Annotated in this window: 26 protein-coding genes and 1 pseudogene; 14 read left to right on the top strand and 13 right to left on the bottom strand. The window is 71.1% G+C overall.

Annotation, left to right across the window (positions count from 1 at the left end; all coding sequences use genetic code 11):
* Positions 1-1,311, bottom strand: coding sequence for a helix-turn-helix domain-containing protein (locus tag ACFYY2_RS18415; RefSeq protein ID WP_388743769.1), 1,311 nt, complete (start codon positions 1,309-1,311; stop codon positions 1-3).
* Positions 1,312-1,460: 149 nt separating this feature from the next.
* Between ACFYY2_RS18415 and ACFYY2_RS18410 the strand changes: the two genes are divergently transcribed.
* The 5 genes from ACFYY2_RS18410 (at position 1,461) to ACFYY2_RS18390 (ending at position 4,712) form a co-directional block, all read left to right on the top strand.
* Positions 1,461-1,913 carry an ATP-binding protein gene (locus tag ACFYY2_RS18410; protein ID WP_388743766.1) on the top strand — a complete coding sequence of 151 codons (453 nt, stop codon included), beginning with the start codon at positions 1,461-1,463 and terminating at the stop codon, positions 1,911-1,913.
* Complete coding sequence (locus ACFYY2_RS18405; protein ID WP_388743763.1) at positions 1,901-3,013, top strand: radical SAM protein; 1,113 nt, start codon at positions 1,901-1,903, stop codon at positions 3,011-3,013. The genes ACFYY2_RS18410 and ACFYY2_RS18405 overlap by 13 nt, the downstream gene beginning before the upstream one ends.
* Before the next feature lie 3 nt (positions 3,014-3,016).
* Positions 3,017-3,154 carry a hypothetical protein gene (locus ACFYY2_RS18400; RefSeq protein ID WP_388743760.1) on the top strand — a complete coding sequence of 46 codons (138 nt, stop codon included), beginning with the start codon at positions 3,017-3,019 and terminating at the stop codon, positions 3,152-3,154.
* Positions 3,155-3,231: 77 nt separating this feature from the next.
* On the top strand, positions 3,232-4,041 hold the full coding sequence (locus ACFYY2_RS18395; RefSeq protein ID WP_388743757.1) for an aminoglycoside phosphotransferase: 810 nt from the start codon (positions 3,232-3,234) through the stop codon (positions 4,039-4,041).
* Between the two features lie 173 nt (positions 4,042-4,214).
* Positions 4,215-4,712, top strand: a complete 498-nt coding sequence (locus ACFYY2_RS18390; protein ID WP_388743754.1) for an NUDIX domain-containing protein — start codon at positions 4,215-4,217, stop codon at positions 4,710-4,712.
* Positions 4,713-4,828: 116 nt separating this feature from the next.
* Here the strand turns inward: ACFYY2_RS18390 and ACFYY2_RS18385 are convergent.
* From ACFYY2_RS18385 to ACFYY2_RS18365, 5 genes and pseudogenes are all read right to left on the bottom strand, one after another.
* A pseudogene (locus tag ACFYY2_RS18385) lies at positions 4,829-5,167 on the bottom strand (alpha/beta fold hydrolase); the annotation flags it as partial.
* Positions 5,168-5,215: 48 nt separating this feature from the next.
* A complete protein-coding gene (locus ACFYY2_RS18380) occupies positions 5,216-6,097 on the bottom strand; it encodes an SDR family oxidoreductase (protein WP_388743752.1) in 882 nt (293 codons plus the stop codon).
* Complete coding sequence (locus ACFYY2_RS18375; protein ID WP_388743749.1) at positions 6,094-6,447, bottom strand: DUF952 domain-containing protein; 354 nt, start codon at positions 6,445-6,447, stop codon at positions 6,094-6,096. Before ACFYY2_RS18375 ends, ACFYY2_RS18380 begins: the two co-directional genes overlap by 4 nt.
* Before the next feature lie 9 nt (positions 6,448-6,456).
* The gene (locus ACFYY2_RS18370) at positions 6,457-7,461 is read right to left on the bottom strand and encodes an NAD-dependent epimerase/dehydratase family protein (protein ID WP_388743747.1); all 1,005 of its coding nucleotides are present in this window, start codon (positions 7,459-7,461) and stop codon (positions 6,457-6,459) included.
* A gap of 74 nt (positions 7,462-7,535) precedes the next feature.
* Complete coding sequence (locus ACFYY2_RS18365) at positions 7,536-8,489, bottom strand: LysR substrate-binding domain-containing protein (RefSeq protein WP_388744331.1); 954 nt, start codon at positions 8,487-8,489, stop codon at positions 7,536-7,538.
* A 255-nt stretch (positions 8,490-8,744) separates the two neighbouring features.
* On the opposite strand from ACFYY2_RS18365, the gene snpA reads away from it, so the two are divergent.
* Positions 8,745-9,416 carry a snapalysin gene (snpA, locus tag ACFYY2_RS18360; RefSeq protein ID WP_388743745.1) on the top strand — a complete coding sequence of 224 codons (672 nt, stop codon included), beginning with the start codon at positions 8,745-8,747 and terminating at the stop codon, positions 9,414-9,416.
* A gap of 64 nt (positions 9,417-9,480) precedes the next feature.
* Here the strand turns inward: snpA and ACFYY2_RS18355 are convergent, their stop codons facing one another.
* The 5 genes from ACFYY2_RS18355 to ACFYY2_RS18335 all read right to left on the bottom strand — a co-directional run bounded on the left by ACFYY2_RS18355 (position 9,481) and on the right by ACFYY2_RS18335 (position 15,083).
* On the bottom strand, positions 9,481-10,149 hold the full coding sequence (locus tag ACFYY2_RS18355) for a DUF6304 family protein (protein ID WP_388743742.1): 669 nt from the start codon (positions 10,147-10,149) through the stop codon (positions 9,481-9,483).
* Positions 10,150-10,227: 78 nt separating this feature from the next.
* Entirely contained in the window at positions 10,228-10,824 is a 597-nt protein-coding gene (locus ACFYY2_RS18350; protein WP_388743739.1) for a GNAT family N-acetyltransferase, read from the bottom strand.
* Between the two features lie 92 nt (positions 10,825-10,916).
* A complete protein-coding gene (locus tag ACFYY2_RS18345) occupies positions 10,917-11,960 on the bottom strand; it encodes a family 2 encapsulin nanocompartment cargo protein polyprenyl transferase (protein WP_388743737.1) in 1,044 nt (347 codons plus the stop codon).
* Positions 11,961-12,055: 95 nt separating this feature from the next.
* Entirely contained in the window at positions 12,056-13,459 is a 1,404-nt protein-coding gene (locus ACFYY2_RS18340) for a family 2B encapsulin nanocompartment shell protein (RefSeq protein ID WP_388743734.1), read from the bottom strand.
* 235 nt (positions 13,460-13,694) lie between these two features.
* Positions 13,695-15,083, bottom strand: a complete 1,389-nt coding sequence (locus ACFYY2_RS18335; protein WP_388743731.1) for an FAD-binding oxidoreductase — start codon at positions 15,081-15,083, stop codon at positions 13,695-13,697.
* A 146-nt stretch (positions 15,084-15,229) separates the two neighbouring features.
* Between ACFYY2_RS18335 and ACFYY2_RS18330 the strand changes: the two genes are divergently transcribed.
* The 4 genes from ACFYY2_RS18330 to ACFYY2_RS18315 all read left to right on the top strand — a co-directional run bounded on the left by ACFYY2_RS18330 (position 15,230) and on the right by ACFYY2_RS18315 (position 18,725).
* Positions 15,230-15,682: an RrF2 family transcriptional regulator gene (locus ACFYY2_RS18330; RefSeq protein WP_388743729.1), complete on the top strand. Its 453-nt coding sequence runs from the start codon at positions 15,230-15,232 to the stop codon at positions 15,680-15,682.
* 161 nt (positions 15,683-15,843) lie between these two features.
* Positions 15,844-17,040, top strand: a complete 1,197-nt coding sequence (locus ACFYY2_RS18325; protein ID WP_388743726.1) for a globin domain-containing protein — start codon at positions 15,844-15,846, stop codon at positions 17,038-17,040.
* A 129-nt stretch (positions 17,041-17,169) separates the two neighbouring features.
* Positions 17,170-17,760 carry an N-acetylmuramoyl-L-alanine amidase gene (locus ACFYY2_RS18320; RefSeq protein WP_388743723.1) on the top strand — a complete coding sequence of 197 codons (591 nt, stop codon included), beginning with the start codon at positions 17,170-17,172 and terminating at the stop codon, positions 17,758-17,760.
* A gap of 29 nt (positions 17,761-17,789) precedes the next feature.
* A complete protein-coding gene (locus tag ACFYY2_RS18315) occupies positions 17,790-18,725 on the top strand; it encodes a 1-aminocyclopropane-1-carboxylate deaminase/D-cysteine desulfhydrase (protein WP_388743721.1) in 936 nt (311 codons plus the stop codon).
* On the opposite strand, the gene ACFYY2_RS18310 is transcribed toward ACFYY2_RS18315, so the two are convergent.
* The gene (locus tag ACFYY2_RS18310) at positions 18,701-20,302 is read right to left on the bottom strand and encodes a Na+/H+ antiporter (RefSeq protein WP_388743718.1); all 1,602 of its coding nucleotides are present in this window, start codon (positions 20,300-20,302) and stop codon (positions 18,701-18,703) included. The genes ACFYY2_RS18315 and ACFYY2_RS18310 overlap by 25 nt on opposite strands.
* Before the next feature lie 35 nt (positions 20,303-20,337).
* On the opposite strand from ACFYY2_RS18310, the gene ACFYY2_RS18305 reads away from it, so the two are divergent.
* The 3 genes from ACFYY2_RS18305 (at position 20,338) to ACFYY2_RS18295 (ending at position 22,207) form a co-directional block, all read left to right on the top strand.
* A complete protein-coding gene (locus tag ACFYY2_RS18305) occupies positions 20,338-20,598 on the top strand; it encodes a UBP-type zinc finger domain-containing protein (protein WP_327114836.1) in 261 nt (86 codons plus the stop codon).
* A gap of 230 nt (positions 20,599-20,828) precedes the next feature.
* Positions 20,829-21,242 (top strand): anti-sigma regulatory factor, encoded by a 414-nt coding sequence (locus tag ACFYY2_RS18300; protein ID WP_014154139.1) that lies wholly within the window; start codon positions 20,829-20,831, stop codon positions 21,240-21,242.
* Positions 21,239-22,207, top strand: coding sequence for an RNA polymerase sigma factor SigF (locus ACFYY2_RS18295; RefSeq protein WP_388743716.1), 969 nt, complete (start codon positions 21,239-21,241; stop codon positions 22,205-22,207). The genes ACFYY2_RS18300 and ACFYY2_RS18295 overlap by 4 nt, the downstream gene beginning before the upstream one ends.
* A gap of 58 nt (positions 22,208-22,265) precedes the next feature.
* Here the strand turns inward: ACFYY2_RS18295 and ACFYY2_RS18290 are convergent, their stop codons facing one another.
* Complete coding sequence (locus ACFYY2_RS18290) at positions 22,266-22,715, bottom strand: hypothetical protein (protein ID WP_388743713.1); 450 nt, start codon at positions 22,713-22,715, stop codon at positions 22,266-22,268.
* A gap of 142 nt (positions 22,716-22,857) precedes the next feature.
* Here ACFYY2_RS18290 and ACFYY2_RS18285 point away from each other — a divergent pair, with 142 nt between their 5' ends.
* Positions 22,858-23,826 carry a diacylglycerol/lipid kinase family protein gene (locus ACFYY2_RS18285; RefSeq protein WP_388743711.1) on the top strand — a complete coding sequence of 323 codons (969 nt, stop codon included), beginning with the start codon at positions 22,858-22,860 and terminating at the stop codon, positions 23,824-23,826.
* The last annotated feature ends 272 nt before the right edge of the window (positions 23,827-24,098 follow it).

Genomic DNA, 24,098 nt, shown 5'->3' with positions numbered 1-24,098 from the left:
TCAGCCGAGGGCCTCGCGCATGCGTTGCTCGAAGGCGAGGACGGGCGCTTCGCGTGCGTAGGGCAGCATTCGGCGGTGAAGCTCTTGGACGTGGCCGCTCACTCGTGGCGAGTCAATGGCTGCGGCGAGGCCGAGGGCGAGGCCGGCGCTGGTGCATGCCTCGTCGAGTTTGCCCAGCTGGAGCTGGGCGCTGGCCAGCCAGTAGGCGTGGAAGGCCCGGCCTCGCTGCTGGTCGGTATTTTCTCGACGCAAGCCCTCGGCGATGAGGGGTTCGGCGCGGGCTGGTTCGCCGAGGCGCGCGTATGCGATGCCTGTGTCCACGAGGAGTTTCGTCTCGTCGAAGTACTGGACCCAGTCAGGCGCCTCGGCCTCATATCCCCGTGAGCGTTCGTACTGCGCGCGGGAGCGATCAACGGCCTGGTGGCAAGCCTGAGCATCTCGAAGGGCAGCGTGGGCGAACGCTTCACGCAAGTGCAGCATCGACATGACGAGCGGCTGTTCCCCGGCGGCGCGGGCGGCGTCCTGGGCACGGCATGCAAGGGCCACGGCATCGTTCGGGTTGCCGTCGTAGGTGGCCAGAAGGCTCATGCAGGACAGCACATTGGCCATGAAGAGGCTGTCGCCTTGGGTGTGGGAAAGCTTGAGCGCCTGGGTGAAGTAGGTGCGGGCGGTGCTGTACTGACGGGCGTCGAAGTAGGCCCAGCCGGAAAGCCGTGCCAGCTCGGCCGCGACCCCTTGGAGGTCGTGCCGTAAGCCAGCCTCGGCGGTATCGAGTAGACGGCCGACATAGCGCAGATGCCCCACGACGGCCGGCCGCAGGGTCGCGCCGCCGTGTGCGTTGTCGCGCCGCCAGTAGTCCTGGACCGAGGAGCGCAGGGCCGTGAGGGTGGAACGGGATGCACGGCCGTCGACCAAGGCAAGAAGGTCATCCAATTCCTCGGCCGTTTCGGTGCGCTGAGGTTCGCGCGGTACAGCAGGAAGTGGCTCGGGCGGCCTCTCCTCGGTGATGGAGAAGGCAGGGATCTCCCAAGGGCGGTGGGCCAGGCCGAGCATTGCACCGGGGATGCGAAGGCCGTCCGCGACGCGTTCGATCACGTCGATATGTGCCAGGCCGCGTCGGCCCGCCATGATTTCGCCGACTCTGCTCGGCGTCATGCCGCACAGTGCCGCGACCCGCGACGGATAGATCCCGGCCTTGACCTTGACCAGCCGGAAGATGCGGGCGAAGTCCCTGCTGCGACAGGCTTCCTGCCACTCCGCACTGGCCAGCAGTCCGGCCGGCAGAGCCCGGTGATCCTGCGAGCGTGCCACTCATCCCCCTCACTCGCCCGTCCGGACGGGCTGCCATGGGACCGACTGCCAGCGAGATTACCCACGTTGGGTAACCACGGTGACCTGACTCTGTGATCGTCGCGGCAGTGAACTTGTGTCCCACAACCCGCCCGCGACGAGGGGACGCGATGCACGCGATGACGACGTACGACCGACAGACCACCCCGCTGCGGTGGCAGATGCAGTTCAGCCCGGTACGCAAGTGCGTGCCTCTGGCCCGCGCCCTCGTCTCCAAGACGCTCGCCAGCTGGGGATACGGCCAGGAGTGCATTGACCGGGTGGTCCTCGTCTGCGGAGAGCTCTCTGCCAATGCCGTCGAACACGGCGGCAGACGAGGGCACCTCTTCGAAGTTCGACTGACGGTTGACGGCCCACACTGCCTGGTCGAAGTCTCCGATGCCGGCCGCACCCCTCCCCGCCCCATCCAGGCCGGGGAGGACGACGAAGGCGGCCGGGGCCTGCTTCTCGTCGCAGCGCTCTCTGAAGAAACCGGCCACCACGACCGCCACCCGATCGGCAAGACCGTCTGGGCCCGCCTGATCCTCAGCAGCCCGAGCGAGGAGTCCGTGTGCACGAGCTGATCGCTGCCCCGTACCTCGACCACCACCTCCTCGTACGGCCGGGCAACCCGAAGGCAGCACGCCTTCCCGCCTCCCGGTACGACGAACTGCACTCCGCATCGGGTACCTCAAGAGTGCCCGCGTGGCTGGCCGACGTGGCCCGTCAGGCTTGGAAGATCGATCTCAACGACCGACGCCTCGATGAAACTGTGCTGGTTCGTTCCCGCTCTCCGTATGCATACGGGCGCGCCTCGTACGAGCTGAACCTCGGCTGCAACTACGACTGCGAACACTGCTACCTCGGCCTGAAGCGATTCGCCGGCCTGGAGTGGCCTGAGCGTGAGCGCCTGCTGCACGCCATCAGGGACTCGGGGGTGCTTTGGCTCCAGCTCACAGGCGGTGAGCCGATGATCGACAAGCTGTTCCCCGAGACGTACCGGCTGGCGTACGAGCTGGGCATGATGGTCGAGATCCTCACCAATGGCTCGCGTCTTGCCGCACCGAAGAACCTCGCCCTGCTGACCCGCTTGAGGCCGAACCGGATCACACTCAGCCTGTACGGGGCCACCGCAGAGTCCTACGACGGGCTGACCCGGCGCCGGGGCGCGTACCGCATGTTCGTCAAAGGACTGGATGCAGCCCACGAAGCTGGGCTACCCCTCGATCTGGCCTTGATCATCACGCGGCACAACGCCCATGAGGCCGACCAGATGCGCGCCTTCGCCGGCCGCTACGACCTGCAGTACCGCGAATACACCCACATGTCGCCGACCATCTACGGCGGCGCGGAAACCCTCGCCACCCAGGCCCCGGACCACCTCGCAGATCGCGAACCCTTCAACGGCTGCAACGCCGGCCACACCTTCTTCCACGTCGACCCGCACGGCATGGCGACCATCTGCAAGGTCGGCCGTGACGAAGCGATCCCCCTCATGACCACGGGAGTCGAGGGCCTGAGCCGCCTCGGCGGCATCGCCGACTCTCTGATGCTTCGCACCGGTGGCTGCACCGGCTGCCAGCTCTCCGGCACCTGCCGGATCTGCCGGCCGCTGGCCAAGGTCTACCAGGAGGCGAAGGCACCACTGGACAGGTACTGCCAACACGCGACTACAAGGAGCTGAACCATGACCGCCGTAGCAGTCGAGATCGCCCCCATCCGCCCGCCGTCCGAGCCTGATGCGGAGATCATCCTCATCGACGACCTGGATGCCTTCGCTGCGGCCACCACCCCTGGCTGCGGGGACGACAACCCGTACAACTGACCATCCCTTCAGGGGCTTCCGGCAGCGCCTCGCGCCGGAGGCCCCTGTTGGCGCGTAGATCTGGAAACCTGACGGCCATGCCCGCACCCTCCATCACCTTCGCCGGTCTTCCCTCTGGCGCTCGCATCGCCATCGAGGCCGAGACCGGCTCGATTCTCAGGATCGAAAACGTCAGCACCGGACTCAACAGCTCTCTCTCCGCACTCGCACACACCGCCGACGGAGTCGTCTTCCTCAAGGGCCTGCGCGCCGATCACCGATGGGTCTGGACGCAGCAACGCGAGGCAGACATCAACCCGTACGTGACCCCGCTCGCCCCGCGCCTGCTCTTCCACGTCATTGCCGGCGGCTGGGATCTCCTCGGCTTTGAGGCTATCGACGGCCACCATGCCGACTACTCCCCAGGCTCCCCCGACTTGCCCAAAGTGACCGGGACCCTCAGAGAGCTCTCCTCTCTCCCTTGCCCTGACATCGAACTCCGGCACGCCGAACAACGCCTGGCTGGCTACGTCGCCGATCCCGCCGACGCGAAAGCTTTCGCAGGAAACGCGCTGCTTCACACTGACTGGAACAACCACAACGTTCTCATCACCCACGACCGCGCCCACCTCGTCGACTGGGGCTGGGCCACCCGCGGAGCCGCCTGGTTGGATCCCGCCCACTGGGTCATCTGGCTCATCGCGGCTGGCCACACGCCTTCTGCCGCAGAGGAGACGGTCGCGTCTCTTCCCGCCTGGGCATTGGCACCATCCCGAGCAGTGGACGCCTTCGCTGACGCCAGCGCGAACCTCTGGGAGGAGATCGCGGGCTCCGCTCCAGACGACTGGACAATGAACTTGCTCAACGCCGCACGGCTCTGGCAACACCATCGAAGCAATCGCTCCTGACGGACGCAGCCTGCGGATGGATCAACCGTGGCGCAGCCTCCCGCACGTTGATCTCGTGCTCCTGAGCACAGACAGGTCGGCGAACCTTCCGAACTGATCTCTTCTGCGGAAGTGCTACGACGGCCCCTCGGAGCCCTCGCTCGACAATCAGTCCTATGTATGAAGGGACCCCCATGCCCCAGCAGACCGGCGACCAGCCGAAGACCCTCAAGCCGGCGCTCGAATCGATGACCCTGCTGGTCGCTGCGGTCATCGTCCACGACAGGGCCACCAACCGCGTCGTCCTACTCAAACGCAGCGAGAACGCCAAGTTCGCCCAAGGTATGTGGGACCTGCCGGTCGGCAAGAGCGAACCCGGCGAGCCCATCACCGAGACTGCGGTCCGCGAACTCTATGAGGAGACCGGCCTCACCGTGAAGCCCGAGTCTCTCGAGGTCGCCCACATCATCCACGGCGCCTGGGGCGTCGAAGCCCCCAACGGCTTCCTCACCGTCGTCTTCACCGCCCACGAATGGACAGGTGAACCCGAAAACCGCGAACCCCGTAAGCATTCTCAGGTCCGCTGGGTCCACGCCAACGCCATCCCCGAAGAGTTCGTGGACACCACCGCAAGCGCCCTCCACCAGTATTTCATGGGGGGCCGAGAGGTTTCCCTTAAAGGCTGGAAGTAGAGATACCTGACCCCTCCGGCGAACGCTTATCGACCACGGCGAACGCGTACATTGCGTCAGGGCGGAAGGGACCCGGCGGGTCTCAGCCCGAAGCCGAACGCAGCAGAGCGGTCGGCGAACGACGTGCTGTCCGAGGGGACTTCGGAGCCCACGAAGACCACCCGGTTCAGGCGGTCACCGATCCGCTCGGCCGCCTGTCCGACGGGGATGCCGGAGTAGCTGTGTCCCACCAGCATGTGCCCCACCGGCACGACGTCGCTCAGCCCGCGGCGCTCCACCTCGTCGACGATGTCCTGGACGTGCGTCCGCTGCCCTGCGGGCCGGCTTCCGCGCTCACCGAGCCCGGACAGGGTGACCGGGCAGGCGCCGTGTCCCGTCGCGTGGAGGTGGGGGACCACGTCGTCCCACGCCCACGCTCCGAGCCACGCGCCTGCCGCCCATGCGTGGTTCGCCATCGTGCCGGCGCAGTGCGGCGGTCCGACAGCGCGTCCCCGCCGCAGATGTCACGCGTCCGGGACGAGGTGCCGCCAGCTGTCCGGGTTCTCCCGCAGATAGGTGGCCAGGCTCTCGGCGGGGCGGCCCGTGAGCCGGGGGACGGCGTCCGAGACGGTGTCCAGTTCGCCGGCGGCGATGGCCTCGTACGACGTGACCCAGCCGGCCACCTCCCACTCCTCGGCCCCGTAGCGTGCGCGCGAGGCGTACGCCTCCTCCCTGGTCTCCGGGACGTACCGGACGGTCCGGCCGGTGATCCGGCTGAGCTCCTCGGCCGCCTCCGCGAGGGTGAACGCCTCGGGTCCGGTCAGGTCGTACGTCACACCGTCGTGGCCGGTGCCCTCGTCCAGCAGGACGGCCGACGCGGCGTCCGCGATGTCCTCGTGTGCGACGGCCGCGACCCGCCCGTCGCCGCCGGGGCCGCGCAGGACACCGTCGGTGCCGGTCATCGCGGGGAGTCCCGCCAGGTACCAGCTGTCGCGCAGGAAGGTGTGCCGCACGTCGGCCATCCGGAGGTGCGCCTCGGTGTGCCAGTGGTCCCGGGCGAAGGTGAACGTCGCGTCCGGGGCGGCCCCGAGGAACGACACGTACACGATGCGTTCGACGCCGGCGGCGACCGCCGCGTCCACGGCGGTGGTGTGCTCCTGGACCCGTGCGGGGCTCTCGTGCGCCGAGACGAGGAACAGTGTGTGCGCCCCGTGGAGCGCACGGCGCATCGCCTCGCCGTCGCCGTACGGGGCGGGTGGCGCCAGGACCGCGCCGGGCAGCCGGGGCAGCCGGGACGGATCCCGGCCCAGGAGGCGGACGGGGACACCCGTCCGGGCCAGGCGCGCGGCCACCCGTCCGCCCACCGCACCGCTCGCTCCGGTCACCGCCACGAGAGGGCTGATCACGGTGTCCCGCCCTCCTCGCGCGCCGCGTGCTCGCTGAAGGGGCGCACCTCCACGACCGCGTCCACCGGGATCGGTCCGTAGATGTGCGGGAACTCCTCGCCACCGGGCTTCACGGCCTCGAAGCGCACGGGCGACCCGAGCCGTTCGCCGTCGATGACGAGGACCACGAGACCTCCGGGATCGGGCCCGTACAACGCCCGCGCCACGGACGGCAGCTGATGGGGCAGGGAGCAGTGGATGAACCCCTCCTCCGTCAGGGTTCTGCCGCGGGTCGACATCTCGTACGTGCCCACGCATCGGGCCGCGTCCCAGAGGGACTTCTCCGTGAGGTGCAACAGCTGTTCGGTCATCCGCCCACGCTAAGCGCTGCCGGGGGCGCCGAGCAGCTTCGCCTCCGTCCGCGCGTCGAGGCCGACGGCCGGCCGGTCCGGTCTGTGCGGGACCGCGCCACCCAGATCGCGTATCCAGGCCCAGGTGTCGGCGACCGTCTCACCGACGGGCCGGCAGCGGAGTCCGGCCGCGTGCGCCTTGGTGACGTCGCCCCTGTGCAGGAAGTCGTAGTCCTCGCCCGCGGGCAGCCAGACCGGCAGGCCGGTCCAGGGCTCCACGCCCGCCGCGAGGAGCACCTGCGGTTCGGTCCAGCGCAGTTCGGCGTCCGAGCCCGTGACCCGGACACAGTGGTCGAGGAGTGCGCCCATGGTCGTGTGCCCGGGGTGGCTCACCGTGTTGTACGCCCCTCCCAGGCCCTTCTCCGCCGCGTCGAGGAGCCAGGCCGCGAGGTCGCGTGCGTCGATGTACTGCAGTCCGGCGTCCGGTGGTCCGGGGGCAATCACCGGGCCGCCCCGGGCGATACGGTTCAGCCACCACGGCAGACGGCCGATGTTCTCGCCGGGGCCGAGGATCAGACCGGCCCTCGCCAGCAGTGCCCGGTCTCCGAAGGCGTCGAGCGCCGCGAGCTCGCCGCCCCGCTTGGCCAGGGCGTACGGGACGTCCGGGCCCGCGTCGGGCGAGGCTCCCCCGACGAGCGGGCCGTCCTCCGGCAGGCCCGCCGGGGCGGGGTGGCCGTACACCGACCTGCTGGACACATAGCTGAAGTGCCCGGCTCTGCCCGCCAGCGCCCGGGCGGCGTCCCGGACCGCCGAGGGCGCGCCGCTCCAGGTGTCCACGACCAGGTCCCAGGTGCCGCCGGCCAGCGCAGCGAGCCCAACCGCGCCCGCCGTCCGGTCGCCCGTGAGCGTCCGCACCCCGCCCGGTGCCGGGTGGCGGCCGCGGTGGAACACCGTGACGTCCCATCCCCTGCCGAGCGCCGCGTCCGTGACCGCGCGCCCGACGAACTCCGTGCCGCCCAGCATCAGTAGCCTCATGCCGTGAACCCTGCCCGCCGGCCGCGGACCGGGAAACGGCGCGTCGCTGTCGGCAGAACGGGGAACCGTCCGGATCAGGCCGCCTGCGCCAGTGGACTGCGATGCCGCAGCAGCCACTGGTGGTACTCCCCGGCCCGCCGGGCCGCGTCCCGGTAGGCCGCCTCCAGTTCTCCGTACACCGCCTCGATGTCCGTGCCCGGCCGCGAGACGAGCAGCAGCCGTACGGCGAGGGGATCGCCGCGCAGGGGGCGGATCGCCATGTCGTCGCGCGGACCCGTGGTCGGCTGGCAGGGGGCGACCGCCTCGCCGAGCACGACGAGGGAGGCGGCCGTGAGGTAGTCGCCGTGCAGCAGGGGCGGATCGAGCCCCGCGGCGCCGAGCACCCGGCGCACCCCGTCCCACTCGCCGTCCACCGAGGGGTCGACCATCCACCGGTCCGCGGCGAGGTCGCGGAGGTCGACCACGGGCAGGTCGGCGGCCGGATGGTCCTTGGACAGAGAGATGAACTGCGGCTCGCGATCCAGGAGTACGCGCCGGTTCAGTCCGTCGGGGATGCCGAGCGGGCAGCCCTCGACCTCGTGTACGAAGGCCATGTCCAGCCGGCCCCCGGCCACCGCCCCCAGCAGTTCCCTGGCCGAGACGTCCACCCGTAGCGAGATGTCGGTCCCGGGCAGCAGGATCCGCAGCCGGCGCAGCCAGTCTCCGATGACGCGGCTCGCGGTGGATCCGATGCGGAGTCCGGGACCTCCCGCTCTGGCCGCTTCGGCCTCCGCCATCGCCGCACCGACCAGGGTGGACATGCCGTCCACCAGAGGACGGGCGCGGCTGAGGAGGACGCGGCCCAGGAGTGTGGGCCGGCAGCCGGTCCTCTCCCGCCGGAACAGCTCCGCCCCCATGACCCTCTCGATCCGCTGGAGCTGGGTGGTCAGGGAGGGCTGGCTGACGCCCAGCCGCCGTGCCGCCTGGTGCAGGCTGCCCGTGTCGGCGATGGCGCAGAGCGCCTTGAGGTGTCTCACCTCCAGGTCCATGACGAGGGAGCGTATGGGTGTGCGCACACCGAGCACCAGACGGCGCAATCCCGCTAAACGCCTTCATTCGGGTGCTGTTGGGACGACTTCCAGGTGCCGGTTGTGTGCGCTTCCTGTGGGGGTGATAGGGCGGCGCTATCGCCGGTTGACATCATCCGCCGGAGCCCCGGCTTCCCCGACACTCTCTCCGTACCCCCCACCCGTTACCCGTCCGGCCGCCGGACGGGGTTCATCGGACAGGTAGGAGAACCCCCCATGAGACACCTCAGGACAGCCGTCACGTCGGCCGTGGCCGGTCTCGGACTCGCCGCAGCGCTGGGCACCACCCCCGCGGTCGCCGCCGCACCGGCACCTGTCGCTCCCGCCCACACCGCCACCGCACAGGCCGGGTACGCCGCGTACGCCGGTTCGAGCGAGAACGCCGCCGCGAACAAGGCGTTCTTCGACGCCGTCATGGACTCGGTCGCGAAGAAGCGGGCCGCGAACCCGGGCGCCGCGGCCGTCACCGTCGTCTACAGCACCACCAACGCCCCCAGCTTCCGCAGCCAGATAGCCAGCAGCACGAGCATCTGGAACAGCTCCGTCTCCAACGTCAAGCTGCAGGAGGGCTCGAACCCCGACTTCACCTACCGCGAGGGCAACGACTCCCGCGGCTCGTACGCGAGCACGAACGGGCACGGCAGCGGCTACATCTTCCTCGACTACGCCCAGAACCAGCAGTACAACTCGACCCGTGTCACCGCGCACGAGACCGGCCACGTCCTGGGGCTGCCGGACCACTACACCGGCCCGTGCAGCGAGCTCATGTCGGGCGGCGGTCCCGGAACGTCCTGCACGAACGCCTACCCGAACTCCACCGAGCGGTCGCGGGTGAACACCCTCTGGCAGAACGGCCTCGCGGCCGCGCTCGCCCGCGCCGCCTCCTGACACCCCTGCGGCACGGGTCACGGGCCGTCCCGCCTTCGCGGGGCGGCCCCACGTGCGTCGGCGGTCAGGCGAGTTCCAGCGGGAACGCCCCCCGGTGCCCGGTGCCCGCACCGTGCGCCGGGCGGGGCTCGAACTCCCGGCAGCTCCAGATCTCCTGGACGAAGCCGGTGCGCCGGTCCCAGAGGCCCGCGACCTCCTCCCCGCCCGCCACGTCCCGGTAGGCGTCCTTGGCGCCGCGGAAGCAGGCGAGTCCGCCGGAGAGCCCGCGGACGGGGACCGGGAAGTAGTCCGAGAAGGCGCACGCTATGCAGGTCTGCAGGTGCATGTCCGGCGGCAGGATCCGCTGGACCGTCGCCATCGCGGCGGCGAAGTCGCCCTCTGCGCGGTTCGACTCGTACACCGCTCCGTCCAGGTGGAGGGCGAGGTACAGGCCCGGTTCGGCTCTGCGCAGGGACAGCAGGCAGCCGAGCGTGGCCTGGCGGACCGTCCCGGACACGAGCACCGGGAGGGGCAGGTCCCACTCCAGCACGCAGTCACCGAGCACACCGTCCACCAGGCGGAAGGCGCCGTCCTGGACCGTCGCGCCGGCCGCCGGGCCCAGACCGTCGAAGCTCGTGCCCTCGAAGTCCGTACCGCGTACGCGGATGCGCAGTTGCTGCCCGTCCGTGGTGAGAATGACGGCCTCGGAGCCATGACGGTCCCGGTACCAGCCTGCCCACGACTCATCTGTCATGAGCAGGGACTGTAGTCCGTGCCCCGCGCCCGCCCGGTGCCACCCTCCCCTTCGCTCCGCCGCCCGCCCGGGGTTCGCTCAGCCGGACCGGGGCTCACGCCACATGGGCCACATCGAGGGCCCCTCGGGGAGGTCCACGGTCGTCCCCGTGAAGTCGAAACCGAGCCGTTCGTAGAGTCGGCGGCCGCGTTCGCTGCTCGCCTCCAGGTAGGCCGGGACCCCCTCGCGGTCGCACCGCTCCAGGACCCCGCTCATCAGCGCCCTGCCGATGCCCTCCCCCTGCCGCTGCGGGCTGACGCCGATCATCAGCAGGTATTCGTGGGCGCGGTCGTGCGGGTGCACGGCACCCGTCAGCACGCCCACCAGCTCGGCCCGTTCGTTGTCCGGGTCGGCCGTCTCCCGCATGAGCGCGGGGGTGTCGTCGGCGCCCTGCGGCGCTCCGGCGGGTACGGAGATCCAGAGGGCGGCCGCCGTACCGTCCTCCAGGAGGTCGATGCGGCCGTTCTCCAGCGTGATGTCGGCGAACACCCCCAGGAACCTGCCGTGTACCGCCCGCCGGTGGTCCTCGTCGGGAAAGACCCAGCTGCTCACCGGATCGTCGTGGAACGCCTCTTCCAGGATCCGTACGACCTGGTCCCTGTCGCTCCGGTCCGCCTGCCGTATGCGTACGCCCATGACCGGCCCCGCCCCCTCGCACCCGTGATGATCTCAACCGACGCACGGAATACTAGAGTTGACACGCGGGTCCGGTCACGGGCGGCGGGTGTTCAGCGTGTTCTGCGGGTGACGAACTCCGCCAGGGCGAGCAGGTCACCACCGTCCGCGGCGCCGGGCACCGCGCGGGACAGGTGGTGCACGGCACGGGCCATCCGGTCCCCCGCGGTGACCTGCGCCCAGTCCCGGCCTCCCGCCCGGTCCACCGCTTCGGCCGCCGCACGCACCTCCTCCGGCGTGTTCATCGCACCCCGGTAGAGCGCGGCGAGTTCGGCGGCGGCCGGGGTGCCCGAGGTGAGCGCCGCGACCACCGGCAGCGACTTCTTGTGCGCGGTCAGGTCGGCCCCGACCGGCTTGCCCGTGCGCTCGGTGTCCCCCCAGATGCCGATGAGGTCGTCGATGAGCTGGAACGCGAGGCCGGCCTCCCTGCCGAATCCGTCCATGGCCACGACCGCCCTCTCCCCCGCCCCGGCGTAGAGCGCGCCCAGGGCGCAGGCGCAGCCGAGCAGGGCGCCCGTCTTGGCCGTGGCCATGGCCAGGCACTCGTCCAGCGTGACGTCGTCGGGGCCGCGGTCCTCGAGAGCGCAGTCCGCCTGCTGCCCCGCGCAGAGCTCGATCACACAGGTGGTGAGGCGCACCGAGGCGTGGGCGGACGCGGGGTGCGGGTCGTCCGCCAGCAGCCTCAGGGCGAGGGCGAGCATGGCGTCACCCGTGATCACCGCGTCCGGCACACCGAACACCGCCCAGGCCGTCGGCCGGTGCCGCCGGGTGGTGTCCTCGTCGATGATGTCGTCGTGCAGCAGGGTGAAGTTGTGGGCGAGTTCGACGGCCACAGCCGCCCGGACCGCCGCGTCCGGGTCGCCTCCGAGAGCCCGGGCGGCGGCCAGGACGAGGGCGGGCCTGATGGCTTTGCCGGCCTGGCCGGCGGCGGGGGTCCCGTCGGCGTTCTGCCAGCCGAAGTGGTACTTCGCGACCCGGCGCATGGCCCCGGGCAGCGTCTCCACGGCCGCTCGCAGGTGCGGGTCGACGGCGTCGCGGGTCCGCTCCAGGAGGGCTGCTGCCTTGTGCTCCCCCATCGCGGCGTCCGTACTCGTCATGGTCACGGTCACTCCTTCCCGGGCGCCACGGGGCACCTTGGTCGCGGTAATCGCCTGCGGGGCCCGGGCGGACTGCCGCCCGGGCCCGGGGAGCGTCACCGCCAGCGGCTGACCTCCACGTTCTCCAGGACGCCGAGGGCGTCGGGCACCAGGACGGCCGCGGAGTAGTAGGCCGTGACCAGGTAGGAGATGATCGCCTGCTCGTCGATGCCCATGAAGCGGGCGGAGAGACTCGGCTCGATCTCGTCCGGGATGCCGCTCTGCTGGAGGCCGATGACTCCCTGGTCCGCCTCCCCCGTCCGCATGCAGATGATCGACGTGGTGCGGGCGTCGGTGACCGGGATCTTGTTGCACGGGAAGATCGGCACCCCGCGCCAGGCCGGGACGTGGTGACCGCCGACCTCCACGCTCTCCGGGACGAGACCGCGCTTGTTGCACTCACGGCCGAAGGCGGCGATGGCCCGCGGGTGGGCGAGGAACAGGTTGGATCCGCGCCGCCTCGACAGGAGTTCGTCCATGTCGTCGGGGCCCGGTGCGCCGTCGTGCGGCTGCAGCCGCTGACCGTAGTCGCAGTTGTTGAGCAGGCCGAACTCACGGTTGTTGACGAGCTCGTGTTCCTGGCGCTCGCGGAGCGCCTCGACCGTGAGCCGCAGCTGCTGCTCCGTCTGGTTCATCGGCTGGTTGTAGAGGTCGGCCACCCTGCTGTGCACCTTCAGCACGGTCTGGACGACGCTGAGTTCGTACTCGCGCGGCGCCGACTCGTAGTCCACGAAGGTGTGCGGGACGACGCTCTCCCCCACGTGCCCCGCCGAGAGGTCGATCTCCGCCTCGCCGTAGGTGTTGGTGCGCTGGTGCGGGATCGCCAGCAGCCCGGCGAGGTGGTCGCGGAGCGAGTCGGCGCGTGCCGCGAGGTTGAGCACGTCCGACCGGCGCAGGGTCAGCAGGGTGCAGGCGGTGACGGCGCGTGCCGTGTACTCCCAGGTCGCGTCGCCGTCGATCAGGGCCTGGTCACCGAAGTACGCGCCGTCGGCGAGGACGCCCAGCACCGTCTCGTCGCCGTACGGGCCGGTCCCGACCTTCTCGATCTTGCCGTGGGCCAGCAGATGGACCCGGTCCGCCGCGTCGCCCGACGTGGCGAGCACCTCGCCGGCCGCGATGTCGCGCTGTTCGCACCTGCGCGCCAGCTCGGCCAGCACCTCCTCGTCCGCGAAGTCGCGCAGGGCGGGGAGTTCGCCGAGCTCGGCCGGGATGACCGCGACCCGGTCGCCCGTCTGGACGAAGGTCACCCGACCGTCCCCGACGGAGTAGCTCAGCCTGCGGTTCACCCGGTAGGTCCCGCCCTGCACCTGCACCCAGGGCAGCATCCGCAGCAGCCAGCGGGAGGAGATCTCCTGCATCTGCGGTGCGGATTTGGTCGTCGTCGCGAGGTTCCGCGCAGCCGCTGTCCCGAGACTCTGCTGGGGCGGCTGCGTGTCCCGGACCTCTTCACCAACGGACATCCGACATCCTCTCGATCATGGGCTGACCTGCGAGAGGAACACTTCCAGCAGAGGGACACCGGGCGCTATTACACAAAAGAGTGTGACTATTCGGGCTGCGGTCGGGGCATGCCGCCGTTCCGGAGACGCGCGTACGGGCGGAATGTCACCCGGCGGACGCGGACCGGCCGGACCGGCGCGGGCCGGCAGGGGTCCCGCGGGCGGTCAGTGCCGGCGGTGACCGCCCGGCACGGGCTCAGACGGCCAGCGGCGCACCCGAGTCCACGACCTTCCCGGGATTGAGGATGCCGTACGGGTCCAGGGCCGCCTTGACCGCGCGCTGCATGGCGAGGTTGACGGGGCCGATCTCCCGGTTCATGCCGCCCATCTTCAGCAGGCCCACGCCGTGTTCGCCGGTGACCGTGCCCCCGAGGGCGATCGCGGCGTCGAGGATGTCCTCGAACGCGAGCTGGGCACGGCTCCGGGCGGCCTCGTCGCCGGGTCCGGTGATGATCAGCGGGTGCAGGTTGCCGTCGCCGGCGTGCGCGATGTTGGCGATGAGGACGTCGTGTTCGCGGGAGATCTCCTCCACGCGCGCCAGCATCCGCGGGACCTCCGACCGCGGGACCACCACGTCCTCGGTGAGCACCGGGCCGAGCCGCTCCAGCGCCGGGTAGGCGAGGCGGCGGGCCTGGAAGAGGGCGTCCGCCTCCGCCTGGTCGGTGGAGACCTCGGCCCAGGCGGCGCCCGCCTCGGCGAAACAGGCCCTCATGGCCTCCGCCTCGGCGTCACCCGCGGCGCCCGGGGTGTCCACGCGGCCGAGGAGGATCGCGTCCGCGTCCGCCGACAGCCCCATGTTCTTCCACTCGTCGACGGCCTTCAGGCAGTGCTTGTCGAGGAGTTCGAGGGCGGAGGGCACGATGCCAGCCGCCGTCACCCGGCCCACCGCGTCCCCGGCGGCGACGACCGAGTCGAAGAACCCTGCCACGGTCCGTTCCGCGGGCCGGGCCCCCCGCAGCTTCACGGTGATCTCGGTGATGACACCGAGGGTGCCCTCCGAACCGACGAGAAGTCCGCACAGGTCGTATCCCGCGACCCCCTTCGCGGTGCGCCGGCCCACCCGCACGACCTCGCCGAGCCCGTTGACGGCTTCCAGCCCGAGCACGTAGTCCCGGGTCACGCCGTACTTGACGCAGCACATGCCGCCGGCGTTGGTGGCGGCGTTACCGCCGATCGTCGACCAGGGGGAGCTCGCCGGGTCCGGCGGGTACCAGAGGCCCTGTTCGGCGCACGCCGCGCGCAGGTCGTCGTTGACCACGCCCGGCTGGACGACGGCGAGGCGCTCGACCGGGTCGATGCGCAGGATCCGGTTCATGTCCTCGAAGGAGAGGACGACCGCCCCGTCCACCGCGTTGGCGCCGCCCGACAGGCCGGTTCCCGCGCCGCGCGGGACGACCGGGATGCGGTGCTCGGCGCAGTGGGCGACGACCGCGGCCACCTCGGCGGTGTCCTGGGGCCGCACGACCGCGAGGGGCACTCCGGCCGGGGCCCATTCCGCCTCGTCGTGCGTGTACCGGCCGAGAGCGTCCGGGTCGGTGACGACCCGGCTCGCCGGTATCCCGTCGGCTGCGTTGGGCTTCGGCACGGCCGCTGACCACCTTTCCCGCGACGGCGGACTCCGCACCTGCCGCGGAGCCGCACGCTCCATCATGGCGCGCGCTCCCCGGAGGCGGGCGCCCGCACCCGGAGCTTAAGTTGCATCCACGATGCAACTTATCTACGCTGACCGCCATGCGGCTGACGCGATTCACCGACGTGGCGCTCCGGGTGCTCATGCGCCTGACCGTCACGAAGGACGGCGAGGACCCGCCGACCACCCGCGAGGTGGCGGCCACCATGCAGGTGCCGTACACCCACGCCGCGAAGGTCGTCGCCCGGCTCCAGCACCTCGGCCTGGTCGACGCGCGACGCGGCCGGGGCGGGGGCCTCACCCTCACCGCGGCCGGACGCTCCGCCTCGGTCGGCGCCCTGGTGCGCGAGCTCGAAGGGCCGGGGGAGGTCGTGGAGTGCGAGGGGAGCACCCCCTGCCCCCTGCGGTCCGCCTGCCGGCTCCGCACCGCGCTGCGCCGGGCCGAAGAGGCGTTCTACACCTCGCTCGACCCCCTCACGGTCGGCGACCTCGTCTCCTCCCCCACCGGCCCGCTCCTGATCGGCATCAGCTCCGGCAGACCCGGGCCCGACTGATCTCGCGCGTCCCGCCGAACCCCACGCCCGCGACTCACCTCGCGGGCATTCCCCCGCACCCCGCGCCGCCCAATCCTTCCGCACGGCCAAAAATACGCATCCCATATTCCAATAAAGCCCGGGCGGCCGTGTGACCGCCCTCGTACACAAGGAGTCAACCGATGCTCTCCGAGACGTCGACCGCAACCGTCCGCGCCACCCTCCCCGCCGTCGGGGCGGCCATCGGGGACATAGCGGATCTCTTCTACCGGAAGCTGTTCGACGCCCACCCGGAGCTGCTCAGGGACCTCTTCAACCGGGGCAACCAGGCCTCGGGCACCCAGCGCCGCGCACTCGCCGGATCCATCGCCGCCTTCGCCACCCAGCTCGTCGAGCACCCCGGCACCCGCCCCGACGCGATGCTCGGCCGCATCGCGAACAAGCACGCCTCCCTCGGCATCACGGCCCCGCAGTACGCGATCGTGCACACCCACCTCTTCGCCGCGATCGCCGAGGTGCTGGGCGACGCGGTCACCCCCGAGGTCGCCGCGGCCTGGGACGAGGTCTACTGGCTGATGGCCAACGCCCTGATCGCCATCGAGGAACGCCTCTACGCGCAGCAGGGCGTGCTCGCGGGCGACGTGTGGCGCGAGTGGACGGTGGTGTCGCGCACCGAGGACACCGCGGCCGTGGCCACTTTCCGGCTCGCCCCGGCGGACGGCTCGCCCGCCCCCGCCTTCCGGCCGGGCCAGTACGTCTCCGTCCAGGTGGAACTCCCGGACGGGGCCCGCCAGATCCGTCAGTACAGTCTCACCGGGGCGCCGGGCGGCGGCCCGCGCTCCATCTCCGTCAAGCGGGTACAGGACGGGGACGGGCCCGACGGCGAGGTCTCCGCACACCTGCACGCGCGACTGCGCGAGGGCGACCGGCTGCGCGTCTCCGCCCCGTACGGTGATCTGGTGCTGGACGACTCCGGCGCGCCGCTGCTGCTCGCCTCCGCCGGCATCGGCTGCACCCCGGTCCTGTCGATGCTGGAGCACCTCGCCGCCGAGGGGCACCCGGCGCCGGTGACCGTCGTGCACGGCGACCGGTCCCCCGCGGACCACGCCCTGCGCACCGACCACGCGGCGCTGACGGCGAAGCTCCCGGACGCCGCCGCACACTTCTGGTACGAGGACCCCGAGCCCGGCCACCCCGCCGGGCGCACCGGCCTCGTCGACCTGAGCGGCCTGCCGGTCGCCCCGGGCACCCGCGCCTACCTCTGCGGGCCCCTGCCCTTCATGAGGGCCGTCCGGTCCCAGCTCCTCGACAAGGGGGTGGCCGCGGCCGACATCCACTACGAGGTGTTCGGCCCCGACATGTGGCTCGCCCAGGACTGACGCACGCGACGGCCGGAAACCCGGCAGATGTCCGGATCCACTCGCACAGTTCCCGAACAGGTTTGGCGGAGCCGCATGTTCCGGTACAAGCGCTGTACGGACACACGTCCCGTACCGAAGGAGCCCGCCATGTCCTCACCCATGTCCGCGAGCAGTTTCCTCAAGGCCCTGAGGGACGAGGGACTCACCGTCGTCCAGGTCGGCGACTGGCGCACGCACAACCGCAACCACAAGGGCCCGTGGGGGCCGGTGCACGGTGTGATGCTCCACCACACCGTCACCAGCGGCACCGCCCGCACCGTCGAGATCTGCCGCGACGGTTACTCCGGCCTCCCGGGCCCGCTCTGCCACGGCGTGATCGCCAAGGACGGCCGGGTCCACCTGGTCGGCTACGGCCGCGCCAACCACGCCGGCCTCGGCGACGACGAGGTCCTGCGCGCCGTGATCGCCGAGAGGCGCCTGCCGTCGGACAACGAGTCGAACACGGACGGCAACCGGCACTTCTACGGCTTCGAGTGCGAGAACCTCGGCGACGGCGAGGACCCCTGGCCGGCCGTGCAGCTGGAGGCCATCGAGAAGGCGGCCGCCGCGGTCTGCAGATTCCACGGCTGGGGCGCGCCGTCCGTCATCGGACACCGGGAGTGGCAACCCGGCAAGATCGACCCGCTCGGCTTCTCGATGACCGGCATGCGCAACCGGATCCACGACCGGCTGAAGTAGCCCGGCGCGGGGCGGCACACAATGGCGTCATGCGTGACGAAGCACTCGACCTCTCCCGGCTGCGGCCGGCACTGCCCTCACCCCTGCAGCCGGTCGAGGACGAGCGCTTCGCCCGGCACGGCGTGACGCTGCTGCTCAAGCGCGACGACCTGATCCACCCCGACCTGCCGGGCAACAAGTGGCGCAAACTCGCTCCCAACATCCGGGCCGCCGCCGGACGCACCGTGCTGACCTTCGGCGGGGCCTACTCCAACCACCTGCGCGCCACCGCCGCCGCGGGACGCCTGCTGGGCTTCCCCACCGTCGGCGTCGTACGGGGCGACGAGCTGGCCGGGCGCCCACTGAACCCCTCCCTCGCGCGCTGCGCGGCGGACGGCATGCGCCTGCACTTCGTGGACCGGGCCACCTACCGCGCGAAGACCACTCCCGGCGTCCTGGACGGCCTGCTGAGCCTCTTCGGGGAGTGCGCGGTCGTCCCGGAGGGCGGCAGCAACGCCCTCGCCGCACGGGGCTGCACAGAGCTCGGCCGCGAGCTGCGCGACGCGGGCGGCACGGTGGCCGTCGCCTGCGGAACCGGCGGCACCCTGGCGGGCCTCGCCGCCGGCCTCGGGCCGGGGCAGCGCGCCCTCGGCGTCCCGGTCCTGCGCGGCGGCTTCCTGGCCGGGGCCGTGCGCGGCCTCCAGCAGGAGGCGTTCGGCGGACCTACGGGGCGGTGGTCGCTGGACGAGCGCTTCCACTTCGGCGGGTACGCCCGTACGACTCCGGAGCTGCACGCGTTCGCCGATGCGTTCGAGGACCGGCACGGGCTGCCCGTGGAGCGGCTCTATGTCGCCAAACTCCTGTACGGCCTGACCGTCCTCGCCGGTGAGGGCGCCTTCACCCCGGGCTCCACGGTGACCGCCGTCATCACCGGCCGCCCCGCACCGGAGGCCGACGGCCCTCAGTTGCCGTCGGACTCGCGGTAGGCGGCCGCCTCCTCCAGGTCCAGCCTGCGCAGCAGGGCGCGCATCATCTCGTCGTCGATCCGCCGTTCGTCCCTGAGGCGTACGAAGACCGCCCGCTCGGCGTCGATCATCTCCCTCGCCAGCCGCCGGTAGGTGTCGTCCGCCGACTCCCCGGTGACCGGGTTGGGCCGGCCGAGACGCTCCCAGACGGCGTTGCGGCGCCGTTCCATCACGGCGCGCAACCGCTGGGTCAGCGGGTCGGGCAGTTCGTTGGCGGGGTCGGTCAGCAGCGCGTCCAGCCTGGAGTCCGCCGCCGTGGACGCCTCGCTCTGGGCCTGCGCCTCCGCCAGCGTCTCCCCGCGCGTGTCGCGGCCCGGCAGTCTCAGCACGCGCACCAGGAGGGGCAGGCTGAGGCCCTGGAGGACCAGGGTCCCGATCACCGTCGTGAAGGTCAGGAACAGCACGAGGCTGCGCGCCGGGAACTTCTCCCCGTCGGGTGTGAGCAGGGGGATGGAGAACACGATGGCGAGCGAGACGACGCCCCGCATCCCGGCCCAGCTGATGATCAGCGGGGAGGTCCAGGGCAGCGGCCCCTCGCGTTCCCGCACCCGCCGGGACAGCCACAGGGGCAGATAGCTCGCGGGGTACACCCAGAGGAAGCGGACCACGACCACGGCGACGAACACCAGGACGGCGTACTGGAGCGCCTCGCCCACGCTGTACTCCCCCAGCTCCCGCAGGACGAAGGGCAGCTGCAGTCCGATCAGCGCGAAGACGGCGGATTCCAGGATGAACGCCACCATCTTCCAGACCGCCGCCTCCTGCAGCCGGGTCGCGAAGTCGACCTGCCAGGAGCGGTGCCCCAGGTACAGCGCGACGACGACCACGGCCAGCACCCCGGAGGCGTGCACCCGCTCGGCGGCGGCGTACGCCACGAAGGGGATGAGGAGCGACAGGGTGTTCTGGAGCAGCGCCTCCTTGAGGTGCGTGCGCAGCCAGTGCAGCGGGACCATCAGCAGCAGGCCGACCCCGACACCGCCGACCGACGCCACCAGGAACTCGACGATCCCCTCGCCCCAGTTCATCCCCTCGCCGACGGCGGCGGCGAGGACCACCTTGAAGGCGGTGATGGCGGTGGCGTCGTTCACCAGGGACTCGCCCTGGAGGATCGTGGTGATCCGGGCGGGCAGGCCCACCCGCCGGGCGATCGCCGCGGCGGTGACCGCGTCCGGCGGGGCCACCACGGCTCCCAGGACCAGTGCGGCGGTCAGCGGCAGGTCGGGGACCAGCAGATAGGCCAGCCAGCCCACCGCGACCGTCGCGAAGAGGACGTAACCCACGGAGAGCAGCGCGACGGGCCGCACATTGGCCCGGAGGTCCAGGTACGAGCTGTCGACCGCGGCCGTGTACAGCAGCGGCGGGAGCAGCAGGGGCAGCACGACGTGCGCGTCCAGCGTGTAGCTCGGCACCCCGGGCAGATAGGAGGCCACCAGCCCGGCGGCGACCAGCAGCAGGGGCGCGGGCACCGGGGTCCGGCGCGCCGCCCCCGCGACCACCGCACTGACAGCGACAAGCGCCACCAGCGGCAATGCGTCCATCTCACCGTCCTCGTATCCGACGTACCGTGGCCATCATGAGTGAGTGCCTCCATGTTGACGAGCTGCCGCGCCCCGAGCCCACCCCGCTCGACAAGACCTGTCCGGAGTGTCTGGCCGCGGGCACCCATCCCGTGCAGCTGCGCCTCTGCCTCGAGTGCGGGCATGTGGGCTGCTGCGATTCCTCGCCCCTGAAACACGCCACGGCGCACTTCGAGGAGACCGGACATCCGGTGATGCGCAGCTTCGACTGCATGGACAGCTGGCGCTGGTGCTTCGTGGACGGTTCGATCGTCTGACGTCTGGGTACGTCAAACCGGCGCCGGTTCTTCTCAATTGACCGCCGCAGACCTCTAGCCACCGTGCGTACTCGCATGCCTACCATGCGTAACGGTGGGTATGAGGTCCCGGCGACACGGCATCATGGGGCGCGATAGCGTCGCCGAGCCAGAGAACCGACGACGGACCGCACGGCCCCGGGAATTCGACCCGGAGCCCCGAACGAGTTTGTGCCACCTTGGAGGTGAGGGTGTCCCAGATCGCAGGCGAGCCCGGGAACCAGGACTTCGTAGAGGTCCGGCTGCCCGCTGCGGGTGCCTACCTGTCGGTGCTGCGTACGGCCACGGCCGGCCTCGCAGCGCGCTTGGACTTCACTCTCGACGAGATCGAGGATCTCCGCATCGCGGTCGACGAGGCCTGCGCGATCCTGCTCCAGCAGGCCGTGCCGGGTTCCGTCCTCAGCTGCGTCTTCCGCCTCGTGGGCGATTCCCTCGAGGTGACCGTCTCGGCGCCCACGACCGACGGCCGCGCGCCCGAGCGCGACACCTTCGCCTGGACGGTGCTCTCCGCACTGGCCGGCAAGGTCGACTCGACGGTCGCGGACGACCGGACGGTCAGCATCAGCCTCTACAAACAGCGCGGCGCGGGACCCGGGCCGGCGTGAGCGACGGGAACGGGGACGGTCCTGTGCGGGACGAGACGATCCGGTCCGGGGCGGTGCGCCCAGCAGCCGTCCCGGAGCAGCAGGCCCGGCCGCATCCGGAGGACGGTGCGGACGCGGACGGTGCGGACGGGGTTCAGGGCCGTCCGGTCGCGGTGGAGCAGTCGCAGGCGGAGCGGGCGGGCCAGATGAGCGAGCACGGGCACCACGATCCACGGGACCGCAGCGGGGCGCGGGCGCTCTTCATCGAACTGCGGGCACTCCCCGACGGTTCGGTGGAGAAGGCCGAGCTGCGCAACCGGCTGGTGCGGATGCACCTGCCGCTCGTGGAGCACCTGGCCCGCAGATTCCGCAACAGGGGCGAGCCGCTCGACGATCTCACGCAGGTCGCCACGATCGGTCTGATCAAGTCGGTGGACCGGTTCGACCCCGACCGCGGGGTCGAGTTCTCGACGTACGCGACGCCCACGGTCGTCGGCGAGATCAAGCGCCACTTCCGCGACAAGGGCTGGGCGGTGCGGGTCCCGCGCCGCCTCCAGGAGCTGCGGCTGTCGCTGACCACGGCCACCGCGGAGCTCTCCCAGCAGCACGGCCGCTCGCCCACCGTGCACGAACTGGCGGAGCGGCTGGGCATCTCCGAGGAGGAGGTGCTGGAGGGGCTGGAGTCCGCCAACGCCTACAGCACCCTGTCGCTGGACGTGCCGGACACGGACGACGAGTCGCCGGCCGTGGCGGACACCCTGGGCTCCGAGGACGAGGCCCTGGAGGGCGTGGAGTACCGCGAGTCGCTCAAGCCGCTGCTGGAGGACCTTCCCCCGCGCGAGAAGCGCATTCTGCTGCTGCGCTTCTTCGGCAACATGACGCAGTCGCAGATCGCGCAGGAGGTGGGCATCTCCCAGATGCACGTCTCCCGCCTCCTGGCACGCACGCTGGCGCAGCTGCGCGAGCGGCTGCTCGTCGAGGAGTAGCGGGCGCCGGCCCGTCGGCCACCGGGCGCGGCGGGCCGGCGGGGCCGCCGCGCGGGGCTCACGCGTCGGGCGTCGTCCGCTGCACCCGGATCCCCAGGGCCTTGGTGGTCGCGGGGGCGAGCAGCAGCACGAGGGCGGTCACCGCGACCACGGAGAGGGCGATCCCGGCCGGGATCAGCGCCCCCTGTGCCCTCAGCAGGGTCCAGGCGACCGGCAGCGCCATGAGCTGGGTGATGAGCGCGGGCCCCCTGCTCCAGCTGCGCCGCAGCAGCAGGCCGCGGGCGGCGAAGAGGGGGATCAGACCGAGGACGATCAGCGTCACCCCTCCCGTCTCGGCCTGCTGCGGGCTGTCGGGGCGGCCGAGCAGTCCCATGACCAGCATGTAGATCCCGCCGACGACCAGCGCGGCGGCCTCCAGGGCGCAGAGCCCGGCCACGAGCGCGATCCGGGCGGGCTTCTCCGGACCGGCAGGGGGCGACGGCGGGGGCGTGTTCTGCTGAGTGCTCACGCCTTTCAGGTTGACATCCCCGCCCGCCGATCGTGAACCCGGGGGCCGCACCGGCCCCGTCGCCGTCACGCTCGGTGACCGGTCACGGACCCGTTGGAGCGCGACTTCAGGGCCGTACGGCGCGGTGGGTACCCTGGCCAGCATGCGCGCACTCCTCGTGGTCAACCCAGCTGCCACCACTACCAGTGCGCGGACGCGTGACGTGCTGATCCACGCCCTCGCGAGCGAGATGAAGATCGAGACGGTGACCACGGAGTACCGCGGTCACGCCCGGGACCTGGGGCGTCGTGCCGCAGACTCCGACGACGTCGACCTGGTGGTGGCCCTGGGCGGCGACGGCACGGTCAACGAGGTGGTCAACGGCCTGCTCCACAACGGCCCCGACCCCGAAGGCCTGCCGAGTCTCGCGGTGGTGCCCGGCGGTTCCACCAACGTGTTCGCCCGCGCCCTGGGCATTCCCAACGACGCCGTGGAGGCGACCGGCGCGATCCTGGACGCCCTGGCCTCCCGCAGCGAGCGCACGGTGGGACTCGGTCTCGCGGCCGGCACCCCGGGAAGCGCGGACGAGGCGGTCCCCGGCCGCTGGTTCACCTTCTGCGCGGGCCTCGGATTCGACGCGGGCGTCATCGGCCGGGTCGAACAGAAGCGCGAGCTGGGCAAGCGGTCGACCCACGCGCTCTACGTGCGGCAGGTCCTGCGGCAGTTCCTGGACGAGCCGCACCGGCGCAGCGGCCAGATCACCCTGGAGGTCCCCGGCCGGGACCCGGTCACGGACCTCGCCTTGTCGATAATCTGCAACACCGCGCCCTGGACCTACCTGGGAAACCGCCCGATATACGCGTCCCCGAGGGCCTCGTTCGACACCGCCCTGGACATCCTCGGCCTGAAGCGTCTTTCGACCCCTGCCGTTACCCGGTACGCCACCCAGTTGCTCACTTCGAGTCCCGAAAAGGGTCCACACGGTAAGCACGCAGTCTCCATGCACGACCTCACGGACTTCACCTTGCATTCAAAGGTTCCACTGCCCTTCCAGATGGACGGTGACCACCTCGGACTGCGTACGAGCGTGACGTTCACAGGCGTTCGCCGTGCACTGCGTGTGATTGTGTGAGTGGAAGGGGCGAAAGTCCTTTAACTCGAACGTTTGGGCTGGCCCCCACCCCTTAGAAGTACGGCTGTGACCTAGTCGACACCGAGGAATCAAAAAAAACTTTCCAGAAGGGGTTGTATCCGTCGCCGAGGTTTGGGAATCTCTACATGGCGATCGGGACGGCCCGCAACATCGGCCTCCACTGAGAGCCAGAACCCCTCCTCACCACAACAGGACCACATCCAGTTCTTCTGGACGTCGGACCTTCGGCCGCGGGGGGATTCGTGAAAGCG

Source organism: Streptomyces sp. NPDC001822, assembly GCF_042892135.1.
Taxonomy (GTDB): Bacteria; Actinomycetota; Actinomycetes; order Streptomycetales; family Streptomycetaceae; genus Streptomyces.
This window is presented reverse-complemented; position numbering and strand designations above follow the sequence as displayed.

Excerpts from the sequence above, each read along its gene's own strand:
- ACFYY2_RS18350 (WP_388743739.1), bottom strand. The coding sequence starts at position 10,824 with ATGGGCGTACGCATACGGCAGGCGGACCGGAGCGACAGGGACCAGGTC.
- ACFYY2_RS18340 (WP_388743734.1), bottom strand. The coding sequence starts at position 13,459 with ATGTCCGTTGGTGAAGAGGTCCGGGACACGCAGCCGCCCCAGCAGAGT.
- snpA (WP_388743745.1), top strand. The coding sequence starts at position 8,745 with ATGAGACACCTCAGGACAGCCGTCACGTCGGCCGTGGCCGGTCTCGGA.
- ACFYY2_RS18345 (WP_388743737.1), bottom strand. The coding sequence starts at position 11,960 with ATGACGAGTACGGACGCCGCGATGGGGGAGCACAAGGCAGCAGCCCTC.
- ACFYY2_RS18310 (WP_388743718.1), bottom strand. The coding sequence starts at position 20,302 with ATGGACGCATTGCCGCTGGTGGCGCTTGTCGCTGTCAGTGCGGTGGTC.
- ACFYY2_RS18365 (WP_388744331.1), bottom strand. The coding sequence starts at position 8,489 with ATGGACCTGGAGGTGAGACACCTCAAGGCGCTCTGCGCCATCGCCGAC.
- ACFYY2_RS18375 (WP_388743749.1), bottom strand. The coding sequence starts at position 6,447 with ATGACCGAACAGCTGTTGCACCTCACGGAGAAGTCCCTCTGGGACGCG.
- ACFYY2_RS18395 (WP_388743757.1), top strand. The coding sequence starts at position 3,232 with ATGCCCGCACCCTCCATCACCTTCGCCGGTCTTCCCTCTGGCGCTCGC.
- ACFYY2_RS18285 (WP_388743711.1), top strand. The coding sequence starts at position 22,858 with ATGCGCGCACTCCTCGTGGTCAACCCAGCTGCCACCACTACCAGTGCG.
- ACFYY2_RS18320 (WP_388743723.1), top strand. The coding sequence starts at position 17,170 with ATGTCCTCACCCATGTCCGCGAGCAGTTTCCTCAAGGCCCTGAGGGAC.
- ACFYY2_RS18330 (WP_388743729.1), top strand. The coding sequence starts at position 15,230 with ATGCGGCTGACGCGATTCACCGACGTGGCGCTCCGGGTGCTCATGCGC.
- ACFYY2_RS18400 (WP_388743760.1), top strand. The coding sequence starts at position 3,017 with ATGACCGCCGTAGCAGTCGAGATCGCCCCCATCCGCCCGCCGTCCGAG.
- ACFYY2_RS18390 (WP_388743754.1), top strand. The coding sequence starts at position 4,215 with ATGCCCCAGCAGACCGGCGACCAGCCGAAGACCCTCAAGCCGGCGCTC.
- ACFYY2_RS18410 (WP_388743766.1), top strand. The coding sequence starts at position 1,461 with ATGCACGCGATGACGACGTACGACCGACAGACCACCCCGCTGCGGTGG.
- ACFYY2_RS18370 (WP_388743747.1), bottom strand. The coding sequence starts at position 7,461 with ATGAGGCTACTGATGCTGGGCGGCACGGAGTTCGTCGGGCGCGCGGTC.
- ACFYY2_RS18355 (WP_388743742.1), bottom strand. The coding sequence starts at position 10,149 with ATGACAGATGAGTCGTGGGCAGGCTGGTACCGGGACCGTCATGGCTCC.
- ACFYY2_RS18315 (WP_388743721.1), top strand. The coding sequence starts at position 17,790 with ATGCGTGACGAAGCACTCGACCTCTCCCGGCTGCGGCCGGCACTGCCC.
- ACFYY2_RS18325 (WP_388743726.1), top strand. The coding sequence starts at position 15,844 with ATGCTCTCCGAGACGTCGACCGCAACCGTCCGCGCCACCCTCCCCGCC.
- ACFYY2_RS18305 (WP_327114836.1), top strand. The coding sequence starts at position 20,338 with ATGAGTGAGTGCCTCCATGTTGACGAGCTGCCGCGCCCCGAGCCCACC.